At 57.5% G+C, this 17,394-nt stretch carries 16 protein-coding genes; 2 read left to right on the forward strand and 14 right to left on the reverse strand.

What is annotated here, in order from left to right:
- Positions 1–100: 100 nt before the first annotated feature.
- From COL8621_RS11230 to rpiA, 13 genes are all read right to left on the reverse strand, one after another.
- Positions 101–922 carry a hypothetical protein gene (locus tag COL8621_RS11230; RefSeq protein ID WP_093967451.1) on the reverse strand — a complete coding sequence of 274 codons (822 nt, stop codon included), beginning with the start codon at positions 920–922 and terminating at the stop codon, positions 101–103.
- A gap of 419 nt (positions 923–1,341) precedes the next feature.
- A complete protein-coding gene (locus COL8621_RS11235; RefSeq protein WP_141137882.1) occupies positions 1,342–2,748 on the reverse strand; it encodes a surface lipoprotein assembly modifier in 1,407 nt (468 codons plus the stop codon).
- 50 nt (positions 2,749–2,798) lie between these two features.
- A complete protein-coding gene (locus COL8621_RS11240; protein ID WP_176438480.1) occupies positions 2,799–3,428 on the reverse strand; it encodes a cytochrome c3 family protein in 630 nt (209 codons plus the stop codon).
- 76 nt (positions 3,429–3,504) lie between these two features.
- Positions 3,505–5,055: a flavocytochrome c gene (locus COL8621_RS11245; RefSeq protein WP_093968534.1), complete on the reverse strand. Its 1,551-nt coding sequence runs from the start codon at positions 5,053–5,055 to the stop codon at positions 3,505–3,507.
- Positions 5,056–5,057: 2 nt separating this feature from the next.
- Positions 5,058–5,360, reverse strand: coding sequence for a hypothetical protein (locus tag COL8621_RS11250; RefSeq protein WP_093967454.1), 303 nt, complete (start codon positions 5,358–5,360; stop codon positions 5,058–5,060).
- A 304-nt stretch (positions 5,361–5,664) separates the two neighbouring features.
- Complete coding sequence (locus COL8621_RS11255; RefSeq protein WP_093967455.1) at positions 5,665–6,363, reverse strand: FG-GAP repeat domain-containing protein; 699 nt, start codon at positions 6,361–6,363, stop codon at positions 5,665–5,667.
- Entirely contained in the window at positions 6,363–6,686 is a 324-nt protein-coding gene (locus tag COL8621_RS11260; protein WP_093967456.1) for a 2Fe-2S iron-sulfur cluster-binding protein, read from the reverse strand. Before COL8621_RS11260 ends, COL8621_RS11255 begins: the two co-directional genes overlap by 1 nt.
- A gap of 131 nt (positions 6,687–6,817) precedes the next feature.
- Positions 6,818–8,224, reverse strand: coding sequence for a Do family serine endopeptidase (locus tag COL8621_RS11265; RefSeq protein WP_093967457.1), 1,407 nt, complete (start codon positions 8,222–8,224; stop codon positions 6,818–6,820).
- Positions 8,225–8,444: 220 nt separating this feature from the next.
- Positions 8,445–8,639, reverse strand: coding sequence for a DUF2065 domain-containing protein (locus COL8621_RS11270; protein ID WP_093967458.1), 195 nt, complete (start codon positions 8,637–8,639; stop codon positions 8,445–8,447).
- Positions 8,639–9,508 carry a protease modulator HflC gene (gene hflC, locus COL8621_RS11275; RefSeq protein ID WP_093967459.1) on the reverse strand — a complete coding sequence of 290 codons (870 nt, stop codon included), beginning with the start codon at positions 9,506–9,508 and terminating at the stop codon, positions 8,639–8,641. Before hflC ends, COL8621_RS11270 begins: the two co-directional genes overlap by 1 nt.
- A gap of 3 nt (positions 9,509–9,511) precedes the next feature.
- Entirely contained in the window at positions 9,512–10,651 is a 1,140-nt protein-coding gene (hflK, locus tag COL8621_RS11280; RefSeq protein WP_093967460.1) for an FtsH protease activity modulator HflK, read from the reverse strand.
- Positions 10,652–10,718: 67 nt separating this feature from the next.
- Positions 10,719–12,077: a glutathione-disulfide reductase gene (gor, locus tag COL8621_RS11285; protein ID WP_093967461.1), complete on the reverse strand. Its 1,359-nt coding sequence runs from the start codon at positions 12,075–12,077 to the stop codon at positions 10,719–10,721.
- 13 nt (positions 12,078–12,090) lie between these two features.
- A complete protein-coding gene (gene rpiA / locus COL8621_RS11290; protein ID WP_093967462.1) occupies positions 12,091–12,873 on the reverse strand; it encodes a ribose-5-phosphate isomerase RpiA in 783 nt (260 codons plus the stop codon).
- Positions 12,874–13,072: 199 nt separating this feature from the next.
- Between rpiA and COL8621_RS11295 the strand changes: the two genes are divergently transcribed.
- Positions 13,073–14,452, forward strand: a complete 1,380-nt coding sequence (locus tag COL8621_RS11295) for an L-serine ammonia-lyase (RefSeq protein ID WP_093967463.1) — start codon at positions 13,073–13,075, stop codon at positions 14,450–14,452.
- Positions 14,453–14,462: 10 nt separating this feature from the next.
- Here the strand turns inward: COL8621_RS11295 and COL8621_RS11300 are convergent, their stop codons facing one another.
- Complete coding sequence (locus COL8621_RS11300; RefSeq protein WP_093967464.1) at positions 14,463–15,116, reverse strand: thiamine diphosphokinase; 654 nt, start codon at positions 15,114–15,116, stop codon at positions 14,463–14,465.
- 235 nt (positions 15,117–15,351) lie between these two features.
- Here COL8621_RS11300 and COL8621_RS11305 point away from each other — a divergent pair, with 235 nt between their 5' ends.
- Entirely contained in the window at positions 15,352–17,358 is a 2,007-nt protein-coding gene (locus tag COL8621_RS11305) for a hypothetical protein (protein ID WP_093967465.1), read from the forward strand.
- The last annotated feature ends 36 nt before the right edge of the window (positions 17,359–17,394 follow it).

Genomic DNA, 17,394 nt, shown 5'->3' on the forward strand with positions numbered 1-17,394 from the left:
GCTGGCGACACTTTTAGTGGCGCTGGCTTTCTAGATGCTCTGGTGTCGTTCCAGCGCCGATGTCCGCTTTGCGGCTTATCAAATGAACGCACCCGTGGGTTCAATTAGCGCCAATCAGACCGGAGATTTCAGGACAGTTTGAGACCCTGTCCGGCACAACACGTGCCTCAATTTCCGGGTCGTCGGCCATTATACTGTCAAGATAGTCACGAGCTGTTTTGCGCCTATCCCGCCAGTGTTCAAGATGCCAGGCGTCGAAGGCAACACTCGCCTGCATTCCGCGCCAATTGAACGAAGCAACGCAATTGGGCGCACCGTATGTGCACGTGATCATGGTTGCGTTCGAATCGTCGTACAATTCGGCAAAGTACAGATTGGCATCGCCCAATGGGGCCGGCAAAACAGGCAAAAGGCTGCCCCTCGTACCATCCACTTTCAGCCTCCCGGGCCCGCGTCCGCGGCCTTCAAGCGTGTCAAATCCAACGAGGTCAAAAAGGGTTTCACCAATATATCTGCTGTGTCGAACAGAGCCGCAGGCAAAGTTCCGAACACCCATTGCTGTATAATTTCTGCCTGTCAACGTAATCCCAATTTCGGGCGGGCGCGACACTTGGAACCCCTCATGGATTTCGAAAACTATACGATCCTGTTTTGGAATTAGGGACGCAGGTGTAAGCTCGGGCCCCATCAGTTCAAAGTTGGCCCATTGACTGTTTTTCCCGGAAACTGTTTGTAAGTCAGTTCCCGCCGCTCGAGGGTAGCGCAGCCTAACTGATGCTCCATCACCACCCGTCCATTTGGTTACAAGGTCGGTACTGTTCGTCTGTACAAAGCTCGGCCCGATCCTGTACTCGACCTGTGAATATAGGAATACACAAAGGCTGACAAACACAGCCATGAGAATAATGAAAATGCGGATCATGGAGTCTCGCCTAACCCTATTTTGTGGCACCATTTTGGCTATTGTGGAAGTTTTGAAGGCGCCATCTGGTATTATAAATGGGGGCTTTCGAAATACATGTATCGAATTAGAAATTTGGGCTCCAACCGGACATTCGCTCGGTGAGCAACGCCTGCGAGGGGGTGATCATATGCCCCCACACTCCAGAACTGCCCAAACCTTCCAACCCGGCATTGCAGCCAAGCAGGTGGCCCCGTTTTCAGACGGGGCTCGCGCGTTGTCGCCAAGGTCCGCGAAGTGGTTGAATTGGGTCTGCGAAGGGTGTGCGGCTTAATCGCTACGACTGGCTGTTCTGACGCGGCCAATGCCCCGCAGAGCGGGAGGCAGCCGGACTTGGCTCTTTGGTCCAAGCCTGACTAGAAAGTGGAACCGCCCCGCCCTCAAAAGCGCTTGTCGAACAGCAGGGCACAGTAGGTCGATGTTGTGTCGTATGCGGCGATGTTAGAATCCGTCCATCGGACTTGGCAGGAGAACTGCGGGGCGGTTCCAAATATCTCAAGCCGCGGATCGACGTAAGACGCGCCGAGCCCAATGTAGCTGTCCTTGCGAACGTAACCCGCCGTCCGGTCCGCATCGCGATAAACGCGACGGCCAAGTTCAGTCGAAAGCCACCCGAACGCCCCGTTCGTCAGTGTCCCACCGAAGCCTGCGGTCAAGACCTGCCCGGTATAGCGTTTGTCGTCGCGTTTGGGATTATTGCGAATTGGCAGGCCAAAACCCAACCGATACCGGCCCCATTCGCCAAGGTCATGCTGATAGACTGTGCCCAACCGCAGGTCGGCCCTGCGCGTCGTATCTTCGCCGTCATACCGGCGCTGCTTGTAGCGGAAAGTCAAACTCAGCGCCTCGGTCGGCGACACCGACAGGTTGCGGTTGGCATTCAGGCCCAGCGCCCAGAATGCGCGATCTTCGCCGTCCAAGACATCGAACGAGGACCGCTGAATGTAGGGCGAAACCTTGATCGACCCATCGTCCAGTTTCCAATGCCAATCAAGCTTGACCCTGCCGACATATCGGATCTGCTCTAGCCCGGTAAAGTCGTCGCGGTTAAGCGTAAAGCTGTAGGTCAGGGTCTGATCATTACCGATATAGCTGGTGTAATCCGCGCGCGCACCAACCCGGAAATAGGACCCGTCGTCACCTTCGCCCTCATCGTGGCCAGAGGCCAGACCATGTTCGCCGCCGCCGCCATCTTCATGTGAACCGCCGCCACCCAGATTTCCGCCGGATTGGTGCTGTTCAATGTCCGATGAATAGAGATACCCCATCAACAGCCGATAGCGCCACTGATTGGCATCCTCGGCCATCCGCGCGTCGCTGTTGTGGTGTTCGTGGTCAAACTTTTCGTCGTCGCCGTACCCCTCACCGGTTTCGACGGCGGCGTCTTGTGCGCGGTTAAGGTACTGTTCGATTTCCTTGCCCGGATCGCCCTTGCGCGCTGCCGCATGGGTGCCCAAAACATTCGCCGCCGGGTCCCCACCAAGGCGGACCTGCTGACGCGACTGATTTTGGTCGCGCTGCTGATCCCTGTCCTGATCTTGATCCTGTTGTTGGATTTGCGATGTGGTGCGCGTCTGGTCCTGATCTTGGGTCATCGTGGCCACATGGCAAGTCTGGCAGACTGCGGAACTCATGTTTGCCACGTTGGGGTGCGCCGGGGGCAAATAGACGTTGCTGTTGTGACAAGCCTTACAATCGTCGCCCAATTGGGGCGTCGCTGCGGCCGATCCAGCCAGCCAAGCGATAGCCACAGCGCAGATCGCCGCCAGAGTAGAGCGCGTCATCATTCCCTGCTTTCCTTGAAAAGGTGCCTTATCTGTTCCGCCTGGATTTCCTGTCATGGCAACTTGAACTCAAAATCATGACAGGTGGCGCAAAAATTGTCTGGCGGTTCATGTTGGTAATGGCACAGCACGCATTCCGCATAAGGCGCACCATGAGGGGAGGCATGTGGGTTTGCGTGCGCGACGTGTTCGGTTTTAAGCGCAAGTTCCTCAAGCGTGCCATGGCAGGCGGTGCAAACCGCTGTCTCTGGTTCACCCGGATCCTCGGGGTCTTCGTGACAGCCGACACAGGTTCCCCCGGCGAAGAAATGCGTGTGGCTCTGGAAGATGGTGCCATCAAGCGACGAGGCCTGATCCGTGCCGTGGCAAATCCGGCAGCCACGCATCGACATGCCCGCAGTACGCAAATGGCCTTCGGGCAGCAGGTCTGGCTCTTCGTGACAGGTTGCGCAGACATGTTCCGGCGCGGGCTTGCCGTCATGGCCCGTCAGGCCCTCTTCGCCCGCGTGGGAGTTTTGTCGTTGCTGACGAGGCTTGTTGTCATCCGAAGCGGCAGGCCAAATACAGACCCCGTCATCCACCACGAAACACTGGCTTTCGGGTTGCGCAGCTAACTGACCACTGAATGGAACAGACAAAACAAGCGCGAATAACACCGCTATCGTCAGCCTTCGCAAAACCATCGACGTCTCCCTTAAGTGTGGCAGACCGCATGGCGCACGAAACGCCATGCGGTCGTTCTTGTCATACGGTTGCGGCTTAGCTCCAACTTTCCACCGCGGCCGCGTTCTGCCCTGCGATCCGGCCAAACGTCAGGCAATCCGCGTAGGCACATGACCCCAATCGCGACGCCCCGTGAACGCCACCGGCGGCCTCGCCCACGACGTAAAGCCCGACGATCGGTTCGCCACTAACCACATCGATGGCCTCGGCTTTCTCGTTGATGGCGCAACCACCCATGGTGTGGTGAACTTTGGGAGAAAGCCGCACGACGTAGAATGGCGCCGTGCCAATCTTGCCGACTTTGTCGGACATGTAGCGCCCCATTTCGCTGTCTTCGCCCGCGTCGACACCCGCGTTAAAGGTCTCGATCGTTTCCTTCAGCGCGTCGAGCGGAATGTTATGCGCCGCCGCCATCTCCTCAAGCGAGGGGTATTCCAAAAGAACGCCCGCTTCTTTCATCTTGTCGAGGTTGTCAGTCGGACGGCCCGTCGAACCCTTGACGTAACCATCGGCATCCGAGAACGCGATACATTTGTTCCCTGCCGCCAGAATGGCATCCGCGCGGGTCTTGCGGTCGGCCAATTCGTTGACGAAACGCTTGCCCGTCTGCGTATCAACCCACAACCCGTACGAGGCGGCGACGCCCTGCACGAAATGCGGCGCATAGCCAAAACCACGTTCGTCCGGGCTGGTCCAAGGCCCCAGCTGAATCCACGAAGGTTGCACAAGTGTGCAGCCGATGTTCATCGCCTCGCGCAGGGGCTGCGCCGTGGCACCGGGGTGGTTGGTGGTGTCCAGTTCACCGCCAAGGCGCGGGTCCTGCAACTTGCGGAAGGACGGATCGTTGCCGAAACCACCCGTTGCCATGATCACGGCCTTGCGCGCTTTGATCGACTTTGGCGTGCCACTGTCCAGATCAGGGTGGCGGTACTTTTCATGTACGATCACGCCCTTCACCCGACCATCTGGGTCGCGCAACAGGTGCTTCATCAACGTGCGGGTCCGCGGCTCGACCCCCATCTCTTTGAGCTTGTCCAACTGCGGCACAACGATGCCCGATCCGCTACCGGCTGCAAGCGCGTAAGAACGCGGCACCGCATGGCCCCCCATATGGGCCAGACCACGGTATTCGACGCCAAGTTCATCAATCGTCCATTGCACAGTTTCCACCGACTTTTCGGCGATGATACGCACGAGTTCCGGATGGTTAAGGTTCAGACCCGCCTTCATCATGTCGTCGATAAGCGTCTGAACGGAATCCTCGATGCCCTCTTCGGCTTGCAACGGCGAACCTGCGGCTGCGATGACACCGCCGCTGATGATCGAATTGCCCCCCGGCGTGCGCATCTTTTCAAGCAGGGCGACCGAAGCCCCCGCTTTGGTCGCCTCGATCGCGGCTGCCAGCCCGGCAAAACCCGTTCCGACGATGATCACATCGACTTCTTCGTCCCAGCTTTCTGGCATCGCCTGCGGTGCGGCCTCGGCCCCGCTGCCCAATGCGAAGGCGGCACCAGCAGCAGCACCTGCACCCAGCATTGCGCGCCGTGTTACGGCCTTGCCAATCTTGTTTTTCGATTGTTCAGACATTTTCATAGCTCCTCACTAAATTTGTGCAAAACGCGCGATGCGGTCATGGAAAATCCCCCTGCACGCGGCAGGAACAGGCCGCACAGCTTGGTGTGCGTCTGTGGCGCGCCTCCCTTTTTCTCGGGGTTGCTCACCAAGCCCGAGCCGATCACAGCAACGTCTGCCTTTTCGTCCCAGCTTTTGTGGAATGGCACAGGCGCGGCCGCTGCGGGGGCACAAAAAACAAGTGTTGCACCGGCAATCGCGCCAGTACCCAAACGCTCACGCGGTTTCGCATTTGCCGTTCGGTCACTTGGTTTTGTCATATCGCCCCCAAACTAAAATCATTTGGCCCAATCAGCGGGCCCCGAAGCAAAGACGGGGCGTCAGGGCAGATCAGACAGGTCAATATTCGCGTTATTTGGCGCGGCGTAATTGATTGAAATCAAATGCAACCGAAATCAAAACACCTGCCGACGGCCGAAGGTCGTCGTCATTGAGGGGGATTCATTTTGGGGAACGGCAGCCCAATCCTTGGACTGACGATTGGGCGGGCAAAACGCTGAACACGGGTAAGGGGCTCAGCATAGTCAGCCACATTTCAAGTAAACCTAAGGGGCTTTCCCTTGGTTACTCGCCACACGCCAGTACGGGCGCGAAACTTCGCGGCCCGGCATAGCTGGCAAGCGGGCGGGTGGTCAGGCGGCCCTCTTCCAAACGGGTCGCCACGATCTGGCTCCAGTTGGCATTGGCCGTGATTAACTCTGGCCCCTGCCCGCAGTCGCGGATACCGCCAGAGATGAAGTCTTGACCGATCTGGTGGTTGGTCAGTCCCTCAGCCTCGGCCACTAGTTCCAGCATACCGTTCTGGAAACGCCAGACGCGCAGCAGTTTGGCCAAATGCGGGCGGTCGATATAGGCGATCTCCACCATGCCGTCACCGTCAAGGTCCGCCGCGCCGATGGGGGCCAGCCAGCGGTTACTGCGACCGATGAATGGGGTCGCGGCGATCAGGCCGTCGGGGCCATAGACGCTAAGCCGCGCGCCAAGGTTCTGATCGGATTCCACCACGATCACTTCGGGCGCACCGTCGCCATCCAGATCGGCAAGGCGTGGGGCTAGGTCTTCGAAGACGCGAGCTTCGGGCAGCACGATGCGCCGCCCCTGCCCGCCTTTCAGGCGCAGCTCCAGCGTGCCGTATTCGATGGCATCGCCCAGAACGCCGTGTGCATAGCGGGTCGTTGGCCCGCCAAATTCCGCAGCAACGATTTGGCCCTGCGCCGCGCCGCAACAGAGCGCGGCAATGCCGATGATCGCCGCGCGCAGCATCAGATTTGCTTTTCAGGCAGGTTCACAACCAGACCATCCAGATCGTCAGTCACCTTGATCTGGCAGGTCAGGCGCGACCGGGCCGGATCAGGCTGATAGGCGAAATCAAGCATGTCTTCTTCCATCGCTTCCATCGCTGGAACTTTTTCGACCCACTCGGGGGCGACATACGCGTGGCAGGTGGAACATGCGCAGGCCCCACCGCAATCCGCGTCGATGCCCGGAACGTTGTTGTCACGCGCGCCTTCCATGACTGTCAGCCCGTTCGCGACATCCACAACATGTTCTGTGCCGTTATGCTCGATATATGTAATCTTCGCCATTCTTGCCTCGTCTCGTCAAACCGTGTTCCCCTGTCAGATATGCGATGGATCGGCGATTTGCCAGAGGGGGCTGATTGGATAGAAAAAGGGCGCCCGTTCAAGGCGCCCCTTGTTTTGAACATTCGCTAAGATCAGTCGTCCAGCGAAAGCGCCACAAAGCGTGGCTCTCCCTGACGGCGGATCAGCAGTAGAAGCGATTTGCGACCGGCCTCTTTTGCCTCTTCCACGCGCGCTTCAAGATCGTCGGCGCTGGCCACCTTTTGCTGACCGGCTTCGGTGATCACGTCGCCTGCGCGCAGGCCTTTTTCATAAGCCTCGCTCATTTCATCAACGTCGGTGACAACCAGACCTTCGCCCAAGCTACCGACTTCCAGCTGATCGCGCAGCTCATCGGTAAGGGGTGTCAGCGTCAGACCCAGAAGCTCTTTCTCTACGACTTCGTCTTCTAGGGCGGGTGCTGCGGCAGGTACGGCGTTTTCAGCGGTTTCGCGACGACCCAGCGTTACTTTCAGCGTCTGTGTCTTTCCATCACGGAACACAACCACACGCACGGTTTCGCCAACACCAGAGTTGCCAACAACGCGCACCAGTTCACGGGTATCCGCCACTTCGACACCATCGAACGAGGTGATGACATCACCAGCTTCGATACCACCCTCGGCGGCGGGGCCTTCGGGAACGTCTGTCACCAGCGCACCAGCGGCAGTTTCCAGACCAATCGCCTCGGCCACGTCAGGGGTTACATCTTGGATGCGCACACCCAACCAACCACGGCGAGTTTCGCCAAATTCCTGAAGCTGCCCGATCACGTTGGTTACAACGTTAGACGCCATGGAAAAGCCGATCCCGATGGAACCACCATTGGGGCTTAGGATTGCAGTGTTCACACCGATCACCTGACCATCCATGTTGAACAGCGGCCCGCCCGAGTTGCCCCGGTTGATCGCCGCGTCTGTCTGAATAAAGTCATCATAGGTGCCCGTTAGCGCCCGATTGCGCGCCGAAACGATACCGGCCGAAACCGAAAAGCCCTGACCCAGCGGGTTGCCCATCGCCATGACCCAATCGCCAACGCGCATCAGGTCACTGTCACCGAAAGGTACAAACGAAAGCGGTTCGTCGCTTTCAACCTTCAACAGCGCGATATCGGTGTTCGGGTCGGTGCCGATCACCTTTGCCTCTAGGGTTTTGCCCGAAAAGAACTCAATCTCAATCTCGTCGGCTTTTTCGATGACGTGGTTGTTGGTCACGATGAACCCGTCTTCAGAAATCACGAAACCAGACCCAAGCGCCTGACTGCGGCGCTGACGGCGTTGGCCATCGTCCCCATCGGGGCCCATGAAATCACGGAAGAAATCCTCAAACGGGGACCCTTCTGGAAGTTGCGGGCCGGGGCCGGTTGATGCGGCAACGGTGGTTGACGTGGTGATATTCACAACGGCCGGACTGACCTGATCGGCCAGATCGGCAAAACTTTCTGGCATGCCACGGGCCTGAGCGGCGATCGTTTGCGCCATCACAAGCGCAAGTCCAAGCATCAGTGCCCAAAGCGCACGCAATGGCCCGGAGTCCGCCCGAGCCGTGAGTTGTAGTGCCTGAGGTGTCAAAGGATGTTCCTCCTCGTAAAATCCTGCCGGGGCGATAGGCGATGCGCCCTGCCCCACATCTTCTATCTGTTAGATAGGGAGCCGAACGTTCAACTCAAAGCCTGTCGCGTTTTTTCACATCGATGTGATGACGTGTGTTTGGCAAAGCTTCTCAGCTTGAAAGCGATTGGGCAAGCCAAACAAGCGTAATTCCGGCCGCAAGGGCCAGCAATCCAATTGAGCGCCGGTTTTCAATCGTAAGCTGTTTCAGCGCCTCTAACAGGTCCTCCAAACGTGAAGGGGCCAGTGCGAACACCAGCCCCTCTACGATCAGAACTAACCCGATGGCTAGCAAGAAGGTCGCCATCAGGGACGCTCTGCTTGCCGCAGGTAGTTGAAGAATTCGCTGTCAGGCGACAGAACCATTGTCGAGTTACGGCCCTGCAACGCACGCGAATAAGCCGAAAGCGAACGATAGAATTCAAAGAATTCCTGATCCGCGCCATAGGCTTCGGCGAAGATGTTGTTGCGTTCAGCATCTGCTTCACCGCGCACAATCTCGGACTGACGGTTGGCGTCTGATACCAGCTCTACCACTGTACGGTCAGCTTGCGCACGAACCCGCTGTGCGGCTTCTTCACCGCGCGCGATTTCATCCGCTGCTTCGCGTTCACGCTCTGCGCGCATACGGCTGAAAGTGGCATCAAGGTTCTGTTCCGGAAGGTCGGTACGTTTCAGACGCACGTCGATGATTTCCAGACCAAGGTTGCTGGCTTCGGAAATCGCCGAGTTCCGGATCCGCAGCATCAGCGCGAAACGGTCCGAGCTTAGGATATCGTTCGAGCTGACAGAACCCAGCACTTCACGCGTCGCGGCGCGAATAACCCGATCAAGCCGATCTTCGGCAGAACGGGTACCGCCCACACCAACAGCCTGACGGAACTGGCGTACATCGGCGATGCGGTAACGCGCGAACGCATCAACCACCAAACGGCGATCATCCAGTGGGGTAACTTCCAGCGGGTCGATATCGCGGCTGAGGATACGGTCGTCGTAACGGACAACCTCTTGGATCAGCGGGATTTTGAACGCCAGACCGGGGTCTTCTTTTACGTCAATCACACGACCAAACTGAAGGACAAGCGCCTTTTGACGTTCATCCACGATGAAAACCGATGACAGAACCGCAATAACGGCCACAAAGGCGATCGGTAGGAGAAGCGTAGATTTTTTCATGGCTTAGTTCCCCCCTGTCGAAGGTGTCGTGCGACGCAGTTCATTCAGCGGCAGATAGGGAACAACGCCCTGACCGCCCTGTGCGCTGTCATCCAGAATGATCTTATCCACGCGGCCAAGGACCTCTTCCATGGTTTCCAGATACAGGCGCTTGCGCGTCACTTCTGGTGCTTTCTGGTACTCCTGAAGGACCGAGGTAAAGCGGCTTGCCTCACCCTGGGCTTCGTTCACAACGCGTGCACGGTAACCTTCGGATTCTTCCAGAACCTGCGCGGCTTCACCACGTGCGCCAGCAACAACCCGGTTGGCATAGGCATCAGCCTGCTTTTCCAAACGGTCACGTTCCTGTTCAGCGGCTTGCACTTCGCGGAAACTGTCGATCACTTCGCGCGGCGGGTCGGCCTTGTCGAAGTTGACGCGAACAACGTTCATGCCAGCATCATAGCTGTCGAGCGTGTTTTGAATCAGTTCCTGAAGACGAACCGCAATAGAGCCACGGTCCCGGTTCAGGATCGGCGCAAGTTCAGACTGCGCGATGATTTCGCGCATCGCGGATTCAGACACCGCAGCAATCGTTTGTTCAGGGTCGCGCAGGTTAAACAGGAAACCGCGAAGATCGTTGATGTTCCAAACAATTTGGAAATCGATGTCCACGATGTTTTCATCGCCTGTCAACATCAGACCCGCATCGCCACCGGCACGGCCAAGGCCGATATCAACGGTACGTTCGCGCGTTACCGCCTCAATCTCTTTGGTCACCAGTGGCCACGGGGCAAAGTTCAGACCCGGTTCACCAGTTTCCAAATACTTGCCAAGGAACAGTTCAACAGACTGCTCTTCCGGCTTGACCGTATAGAACGAGGACATGCCCCAAAGCACCGCAGCGCCAAGAAGCGCAAGTGCCACTGTTCCACGCGAAAAGCCGGGGCCGCCTGTGCCGCCACCGGGGCGACCAGGAGGATTCCCTCCTCCGCGCCCGCCCATAAGCACGCGAAGCTGCTCTTGGCCTTTTTTCATCAACTCGTCGATTTCAGGAATCTGCGGGCCTTCGTTACCGTTGCCGCGCCCATCATTTCCACGGTTCCCGCCGCCGTTCTTATTAGAACCGCCGCCTCCCCAAGGGCCTCCGCCATTACCAGACATTCAGGTTACTACCTCTTTTCGTGTTATCGCGTCGTGCATTCCAAAAGTGGTCCTACAGGCGCGGAATTCAAGCCGTCCGCACCGGCGTCTTCATCGTTACCAGTTCTTCCGACATCGTCGGGTGGACCGCAACAGTGCGGTCAAAATCTTCTTTTGTCGCGCCCATTTTGATTGCGACTGCTGCAAGTTGTATCAGTTCTCCGGCCTGATCTGAAACGATATGACAGCCAAGCACCTTACGTGTTGCCTGACTGACAATCAGTTTCATCATCACACGATCCGTGCGCCCCGCAAACAAAGTCTGCATCGGCCGGAACGAGGCGCAGTACACCTCAATCGGTTCCTGATCGCGCGCATCTTCTTCTGTCAGGCCAACCGAACCCAATTCGGGCTGCGTAAATACAGCACCAGCGACCAGTTCATGATCCGGCTTCGTTGGGTTGCCCTTAAAGACGGTTTCAACAAAGGCCGCGCCTTCGCGGATTGCGACAGGCGTCAGGTTGATCCGGTCGGTCACATCGCCCACCGCGTAAATCGACGGGACCGAGGTTTGCGAATAATCGTCAACCTCTACCTGCCCCCAACGGCCAAGCTTTACGCCTGCTTCTTCCAGCCCCAAACCATCGGTGTTGGGGCGGCGACCGGTGGCGTACATGACGTGTTCATACACGCCCTCTTCGCCATCTGCAGATTTCACCCAAAGGCCCCCATCGACCTTTTTGATCTCTAGAACATCGGTGCCCACATGCAGGTTCACACCTTTTTGCACCATCAGTTCGGCAACGTGCCCGCGGGCCTCGCCATCAAACCCGCGAAGGATTTGCGCGCCGCGGTAATACTGTGTCACGTCAACGCCCATGCCATTCAAAATGCAGGCGAATTCACACGCGATGTACCCGCCGCCGACGATCAGGATGTTCTTGGGCAGCTTTTCAAGATTGAACACCTCGTTCGAGGTGATGACATGTTCCGCCCCTTCCATATCAGGCACGAACGGCGTACCGCCCACGGCCACAAGGATATGTTTGGCGGTAAAGGTCTGCCCGGTTGAAAGTTCAACGGTGTGGGCATCTTTGATCACTGCGCGGGCGTTGTGAATTTCCACACCGGCATTGCCAAGGTTCTTTGTGTAAAGCCCCTCTAGCCGGTCCAGCTCTGCGTTAAGCTTTGTGCGGAAGACCGGCCAATCGAAATCACCCGCCGTGACATCCCAGCCATATTCCCGCGCGTCTTCGAAGGCAGAGGAATAGGTGGATGCAAACACCATAAGCTTTTTGGGAACACAGCCACGGATAACGCAGGTGCCGCCCATACGGTATTCTTCGGCAAGGCCAACTTTGGCCCCCGCTTCGCTGGACGCAAGGCGCGCCGCACGCACCCCACCGGAACCGCCGCCGATTACAAACAGGTCATAGTCAAAGCTCATAGTCTTGGATGCCTCAGATATCTGCGAACAGGTTGTCGTTATCTACAAAATCGATCCGCTCTTCGTTAACGGTGCCAGCGTTAATGTCGCGGATTTCAACCTTGCCGTCGCCATGGCCGATGATGACCACATCGCAAATATCAATAAACAGACCGTTTTCAACCACGCCGGGGATCTGGTTCATGACCAGTGCCATCTGCCGCGCGTTAGAGATACGGTTCAAATGCAGATCAACGATATAGTTGCCCTCGTCCGTTACGAAGGGCGATGTGCCGTTCATGCGCAGGGTCGTTTCGCGGCCCAAAACATCAAGGCTTACAAGCGTTTCTTCGACCAGCGCCTTGGTGGTCTGCCAGCCGAATGGAATAACCTCCACCGGCAATGGAAACGCGCCTAGGTTCGACACCTGCTTGGCCACATCGGCGATCACAATCATCTGATCAGACGCTGTCGCCACGATCTTTTCCTGCAACAGCGCACCGCCGCCACCTTTGATCAGGTTCAGTTCATCGTCGAATTCGTCGGCACCATCAATCGTCAGATCAAGCCATTTGGCTTCGTCCAACGAGGTGACTTCGATGCCAACTTGCCGTGCCAGCTCCGCCGTACGAGTCGACGTTGGAATACCCCGAATTTTCAGCCCTTCATCACGGACCAATTCACCAAGACACCGCACCATCCACGCCGCCGTGGACCCCGTGCCAAGACCAACCCGCATCCCGTCTTCGACGAAATCAACCGCGCGTTTGGCGGCTACGAATTTAGCCCTATCGATTGGGGAAAGCTCTCCGCTCATGGCTGATCTCCTGTCCTGTTCCCGGCTGTTATAAGAGAAGTGCACCGTGGCTGCGAGGGGCAATTGCGTCGGCTTTGCCATAGAAACCCATGCAACCGGGGCAATCCATGATCATTGCGGTGCTTATTGCGTCGTTTTCAGACTGGCTGCAGGATGGAAAGCGCAGTCTTCTGATGGAAAGCGGCGCGAAAGGTTGGGAATGTTCCTTTCTGTTTTTGACATGTTCAAAGTGGGTGTTGGCCCGTCGTCCTCGCACACGATGGGGCCAATGGTGGCGGCTGCGCGGTTCCTTGATACCCTGCGCGCTGCCCCGTTTGTGGCGCAAGGCGTGCGCGCCTCGCTTCATGGGTCATTGGCGTTTACGGGCGTTGGGCATGCAACGGATCGCGCCGTTATCCTTGGGCTGGCTGGGTTCACGCCCGATATCTATGACGCGGTAAAAGCCGAAGCCGCGCTGGCCGACGTGAAGCGTGAAAAGATGGTGCGCCCTGATGGGCTGGCCGCGCTAAGCTTTGACCCCGAGACCGATCTGATCTTTGATTATGATGCGCCCCTGCCCGGCCACGCCAATGGCATGATCCTGATGGCAAGCGATGCGCAGGGCGATATCATCCTGCAGGAAACCTATTATTCCATCGGCGGTGGCTTTGTGGTGACCGACGCCGAACTTCAAGGCGGCAATGAAACGGCCTCCACACCGGCGACGCCAATCCCCTATCCGTTTCACAGCGCCGCTGAGATGCTGAAGATGGCGCAGTCCAGCGGCAAGACCATCGCGCAGATGAAAGATGCGAATGAACGTGCCTTTCAGTCCCCGGCCGAAATCGACGAGGGGCTGGCGCGCATCTGGCAAGTGATGTCAGATTGTATAGACCGCGGTCTGGCAACACCGGGCATCTTACCCGGCGGGTTGAACGTGCGCCGCCGCGCCCACGCCATCAACGCCGCACTTGAGGCTGAAAAGGGCATGAACCTGACCGCGCCCCACACGATTAATGACCGGATCAGCGTCTATGCCATGGCGGTAAACGAAGAAAACGCCGCCGGGGGGCAGGTCGTGACGGCCCCGACCAACGGAGCGGCGGGCGTTGTACCTGCGACCATACGTTATTGGCTGGATTACGTGCCCGGCGCGACCCGGTCCCGTGTGGGGGAGTTTTTGCTGACCGCATCGGCCATTGGCGGGCTGGTCAAACATAACGCGTCCATTTCGGGGGCTGAATGTGGATGTCAGGCCGAAGTCGGAAGTGCCGCCGCAATGGCCGCCGCCGGCTTGGCCGCCGTGTTGGGCGGCACGCCCGAACAAGTGGAAAACGCCGCCGAGATCGCGTTGGAACATCACCTTGGCATGACATGCGATCCCGTTAAGGGGTTGGTTCAGGTCCCTTGTATCGAACGTAACGGGCTGGGCGCGATCAAGGCGGTTTCGGCGGCCTCGCTTGCGCTGCGCGGTGACGGGCAGCATCTGGTGCCGCTTGATGCCTGCATCGAAACCATGCGCCAGACCGGACAAGACATGAGCGACAAGTACAAAGAAACCGCCCTAGGCGGCTTGGCCGTCAACGTTCCCAATTGCTGAAGGCAAACCGCTAAGGCTTCAGCGCGGCGACCGCCGCCCCCAACGCCGCGCGGGGAAGGATAACGGCCATCTTCGGCGCATCCATTTCAAGGGTCACCACATCTTTGGACGCGCGGTTTGACGTACCGATCAATCCGTCCGGCGCAAATTCTATTCCATCGATGGGCCATTCCAACCCATCACTCTTTCCGTTTACACGCCCCAATGGAAACAATGAGACCCGCGAGCCGACCGGAAGATTTAGCGATAATTGTGGCGGGCAGACAAACGTAACGTCACAAGGCCCAATTAGGATGCAACGCGTTTCTGCGTGACGCGCCAGCGCTGTTAACGCGGCAAGCTGATGATCCAAACGATCACCCAAAAAACCCAAACCCAAAATCAACGGCGCCTGAATGCTGCGTAAACATTTCTCAAAATCGGTCGTTTCTTGCTCTGCGATAAAATGTAACCGATCCGCAGGGATAGCGGACGTTGTTTCAGCGCTGATTGAGTCCATGTCACCAAAAACAGCCTTAGGTAGAACACCGGCCGCCAACGCAGTATCCGCGCCACCGTCCGCAGCAACCAAAGTGGGCGCTATAGCTAATGATTCTCTAAGATCTGCGTTTTTGACGTCGCCGCCGCCAATCAGCGTAATTATGTCAATTTCGTGCAGTTTCATGCTATTTCGAGCTCAGACCCTATCCAAAAGGATAAATCGCCACATTCTCGACACGATTAATCCCCCCAAATTTCCCAGTTGTGTTTCATCTTAAGAAACAAGCCTATGATTGATAGGTAAACGCAGGTAGCCGAAGAAAGTGAACGAGCCAATGGTTGGAGAGAGTAAAATTCTCACCGTATCTTACGGAACCTTCTCATGTACGCTCGAAGGATTTGATGATTCCTTTAGCACAATGAAAGCAATTGCGGAGTATTTCCGCGACCTTGCCGCGGATGATCGGTATTTTGGTGCCGAACCTCCGACCCCAGATGCCGACATGCTTCAGCGCATCGCGCAGCGCGGCATCAGCCACTCTGTCGAAGCGCATGTTGACGGCAACGGGATCGTCCTTCGCGCTGATGACGCACAACAACCTACCGCCGTGGCTGCTGAGCCCGCTCAAAAGCCCGCTGCGCCTCAGCCCGCCCCGGCTGCAGAAGTTGTTGAGCCCGCGCAGAGCGATATGGGTTCGGTTGCAAACAAATTGGCCCGTATCCGCGCAGCAGTTGACGCACCGCGCCCCAGCGCCCCGGCACAGCCAGCAGCATTTGAAGAAGAAGCCGAAGAGGTTCCCGCCCCTGTCGTAGAAGAAGCGGTCGCCGAAGAAGCTGTCTTGCCCGAGGAAATCGTTGAAGAGGTTTCCGAGGAAGTAGCAGCAGAACCTGCCGTTACCGAGGCTGCTGAAGCCAAACAGGTCGAAGACGTTACAGAAGAAATTCTGGAAGCGATCAATAATGACGCGAAAGCGGAAGAGGCCCCACTGGTTCTCGCTGACGAGGCCGAAGCCGAAGACGTAACTGTCGAGGCCGTCGAAGACGAAGCCGAAGTTGCAGAGGTCGTGGAAGAAGAAGCGCAGGAAGAAGCCGTAGTAGCAGAGGCCGTCGAAGACGAAGCGCCGCTGTCGATCGAACGCATTCTTGCAGCAACCAGCGCCAAACCGGCTGTTGAAGACGAAGCCCCCGCCGAAGCAGCAGAGGATGACACCCCTGCCGTGACTGCGGACATCGAGGCACTGGTTGAAGCTGAAGCCGAAACAGTCGCCGAAGAAAAGCCCGTCGAACCCAGCATGGTCGAGGAAGCAATCGCAGCGCCGATCGCTGAAATCGTAGAAGAGCCCGCCGCAGAAGTCGAAGAGCAGGCTCCAGCCGACGTGCTTGTGATGCACCCCGCTAAAGAAGACGAGGTTGACGAGTTCGACAAAGCGCGCGACGCGGTTGCCCGCGCACGTGCCCGCGTTGTGAAGGTTAAGCGTTCGGACACTCCCGAAGCTGAAACCATCGTGCCCTCCGTGCCAGAAGAACGCCCCGCAGACCGGAGCAGTTCAGGCCGCAAAGTCGAAGTTCGTAAAATCCAGGTCGCGAAATCCGAAGCGGCAGAAGAGCTTTCCAAAGAGGACGAAGCAGACCTGCGCAATCAGTTGGCTGCCGTCCACGAGGACGAGCACGCCGCCGAAGTCAAAGCGCACAAGAAGGATGATGCGACGGACGCTGAAACCGAAGAGGCCGCAGTTTCGCGCCTTGTCGACGAAGTGAACACAAAGATGGACGGCCCAGAGCATAAGCGCCGCCGTTCGGCCATCGCCCATCTGAAGGCTGCTGTTGCTGCCACCGTTGCAGAACGCCGCGGCAAGCCAAACAAAAAGACCGAAGACGAAGAGGCCGAGAAAAAGCTTTATCGTCAAGATCTTGCCGATGCTGTCGCTCAGCGCACGCGCCAAGGTGACAAGCCCCCTTCGTCCAAGCGGATGCCTCCGTTGATGCTGGTTTCCGAACAGCGCATCGACGAAACAGACGCCGTTGAGATGACCGATCTTCAGGTTGCAGATGATGTTGCCGGAAAAGAAGACCGGAACAACGAAATCGGGACGCTTGTTCTGGGTAAGCCCGAAGCCACTGTTGATACAAACACCTTCGGCGCTGATGAAGGCTTCAAAGCATTCGCCAACCGTACGGGTGCCGCTGAATTGCACGAGCTGCTGGAAGCTGCGGCGGTTTACACCGCTTCCGTGGAAGATGCGCCCAACTTTACCCGCATGCAGGTCATGAGCGTCGTCAATGAACACAGCGGCGAAGAAGTGTTTTCCCGCGAAGACAAGCTACGTGCCTTTGGCCGCCTGCTGCGTGAAGGTCACTTTGAACGGGTCGAGCGCGGTCTTTTCACAATTGCCAAGGAATCGCGCTTTAAATCTGCCGCGGGCTAATTGCCCCGGCCAGATGGCAGAAAAATTAAAGGCGGT

Source organism: Actibacterium lipolyticum (genome assembly GCF_900184935.1).
Classification (GTDB): domain Bacteria; phylum Pseudomonadota; class Alphaproteobacteria; order Rhodobacterales; family Rhodobacteraceae; genus Actibacterium_A; species Actibacterium_A lipolyticum.

Coding starts and splice junctions, on each gene's coding strand:
- COL8621_RS11230 (WP_093967451.1), bottom strand. CDS start 922: ATGATCCGCATTTTCATTATTCTCATGGCTGTGTTTGTCAGCCTTTGT.
- COL8621_RS11235 (WP_141137882.1), bottom strand. CDS start 2,748: ATGATGACGCGCTCTACTCTGGCGGCGATCTGCGCTGTGGCTATCGCT.
- COL8621_RS11240 (WP_176438480.1), bottom strand. CDS start 3,428: ATGGTTTTGCGAAGGCTGACGATAGCGGTGTTATTCGCGCTTGTTTTG.
- COL8621_RS11245 (WP_093968534.1), bottom strand. CDS start 5,055: ATGTCTGAACAATCGAAAAACAAGATTGGCAAGGCCGTAACACGGCGC.
- COL8621_RS11250 (WP_093967454.1), bottom strand. CDS start 5,360: ATGACAAAACCAAGTGACCGAACGGCAAATGCGAAACCGCGTGAGCGT.
- COL8621_RS11255 (WP_093967455.1), bottom strand. CDS start 6,363: ATGCTGCGCGCGGCGATCATCGGCATTGCCGCGCTCTGTTGCGGCGCG.
- COL8621_RS11260 (WP_093967456.1), bottom strand. CDS start 6,686: ATGGCGAAGATTACATATATCGAGCATAACGGCACAGAACATGTTGTG.
- COL8621_RS11265 (WP_093967457.1), bottom strand. CDS start 8,224: ATGCTTGGACTTGCGCTTGTGATGGCGCAAACGATCGCCGCTCAGGCC.
- COL8621_RS11270 (WP_093967458.1), bottom strand. CDS start 8,639: ATGGCGACCTTCTTGCTAGCCATCGGGTTAGTTCTGATCGTAGAGGGG.
- hflC (WP_093967459.1), bottom strand. CDS start 9,508: ATGAAAAAATCTACGCTTCTCCTACCGATCGCCTTTGTGGCCGTTATT.
- hflK (WP_093967460.1), bottom strand. CDS start 10,651: ATGTCTGGTAATGGCGGAGGCCCTTGGGGAGGCGGCGGTTCTAATAAG.
- gor (WP_093967461.1), bottom strand. CDS start 12,077: ATGAGCTTTGACTATGACCTGTTTGTAATCGGCGGCGGTTCCGGTGGG.
- rpiA (WP_093967462.1), bottom strand. CDS start 12,873: ATGAGCGGAGAGCTTTCCCCAATCGATAGGGCTAAATTCGTAGCCGCC.
- COL8621_RS11295 (WP_093967463.1), top strand. CDS start 13,073: ATGTTCCTTTCTGTTTTTGACATGTTCAAAGTGGGTGTTGGCCCGTCG.
- COL8621_RS11300 (WP_093967464.1), bottom strand. CDS start 15,116: ATGAAACTGCACGAAATTGACATAATTACGCTGATTGGCGGCGGCGAC.
- COL8621_RS11305 (WP_093967465.1), top strand. CDS start 15,352: ATGAAAGCAATTGCGGAGTATTTCCGCGACCTTGCCGCGGATGATCGG.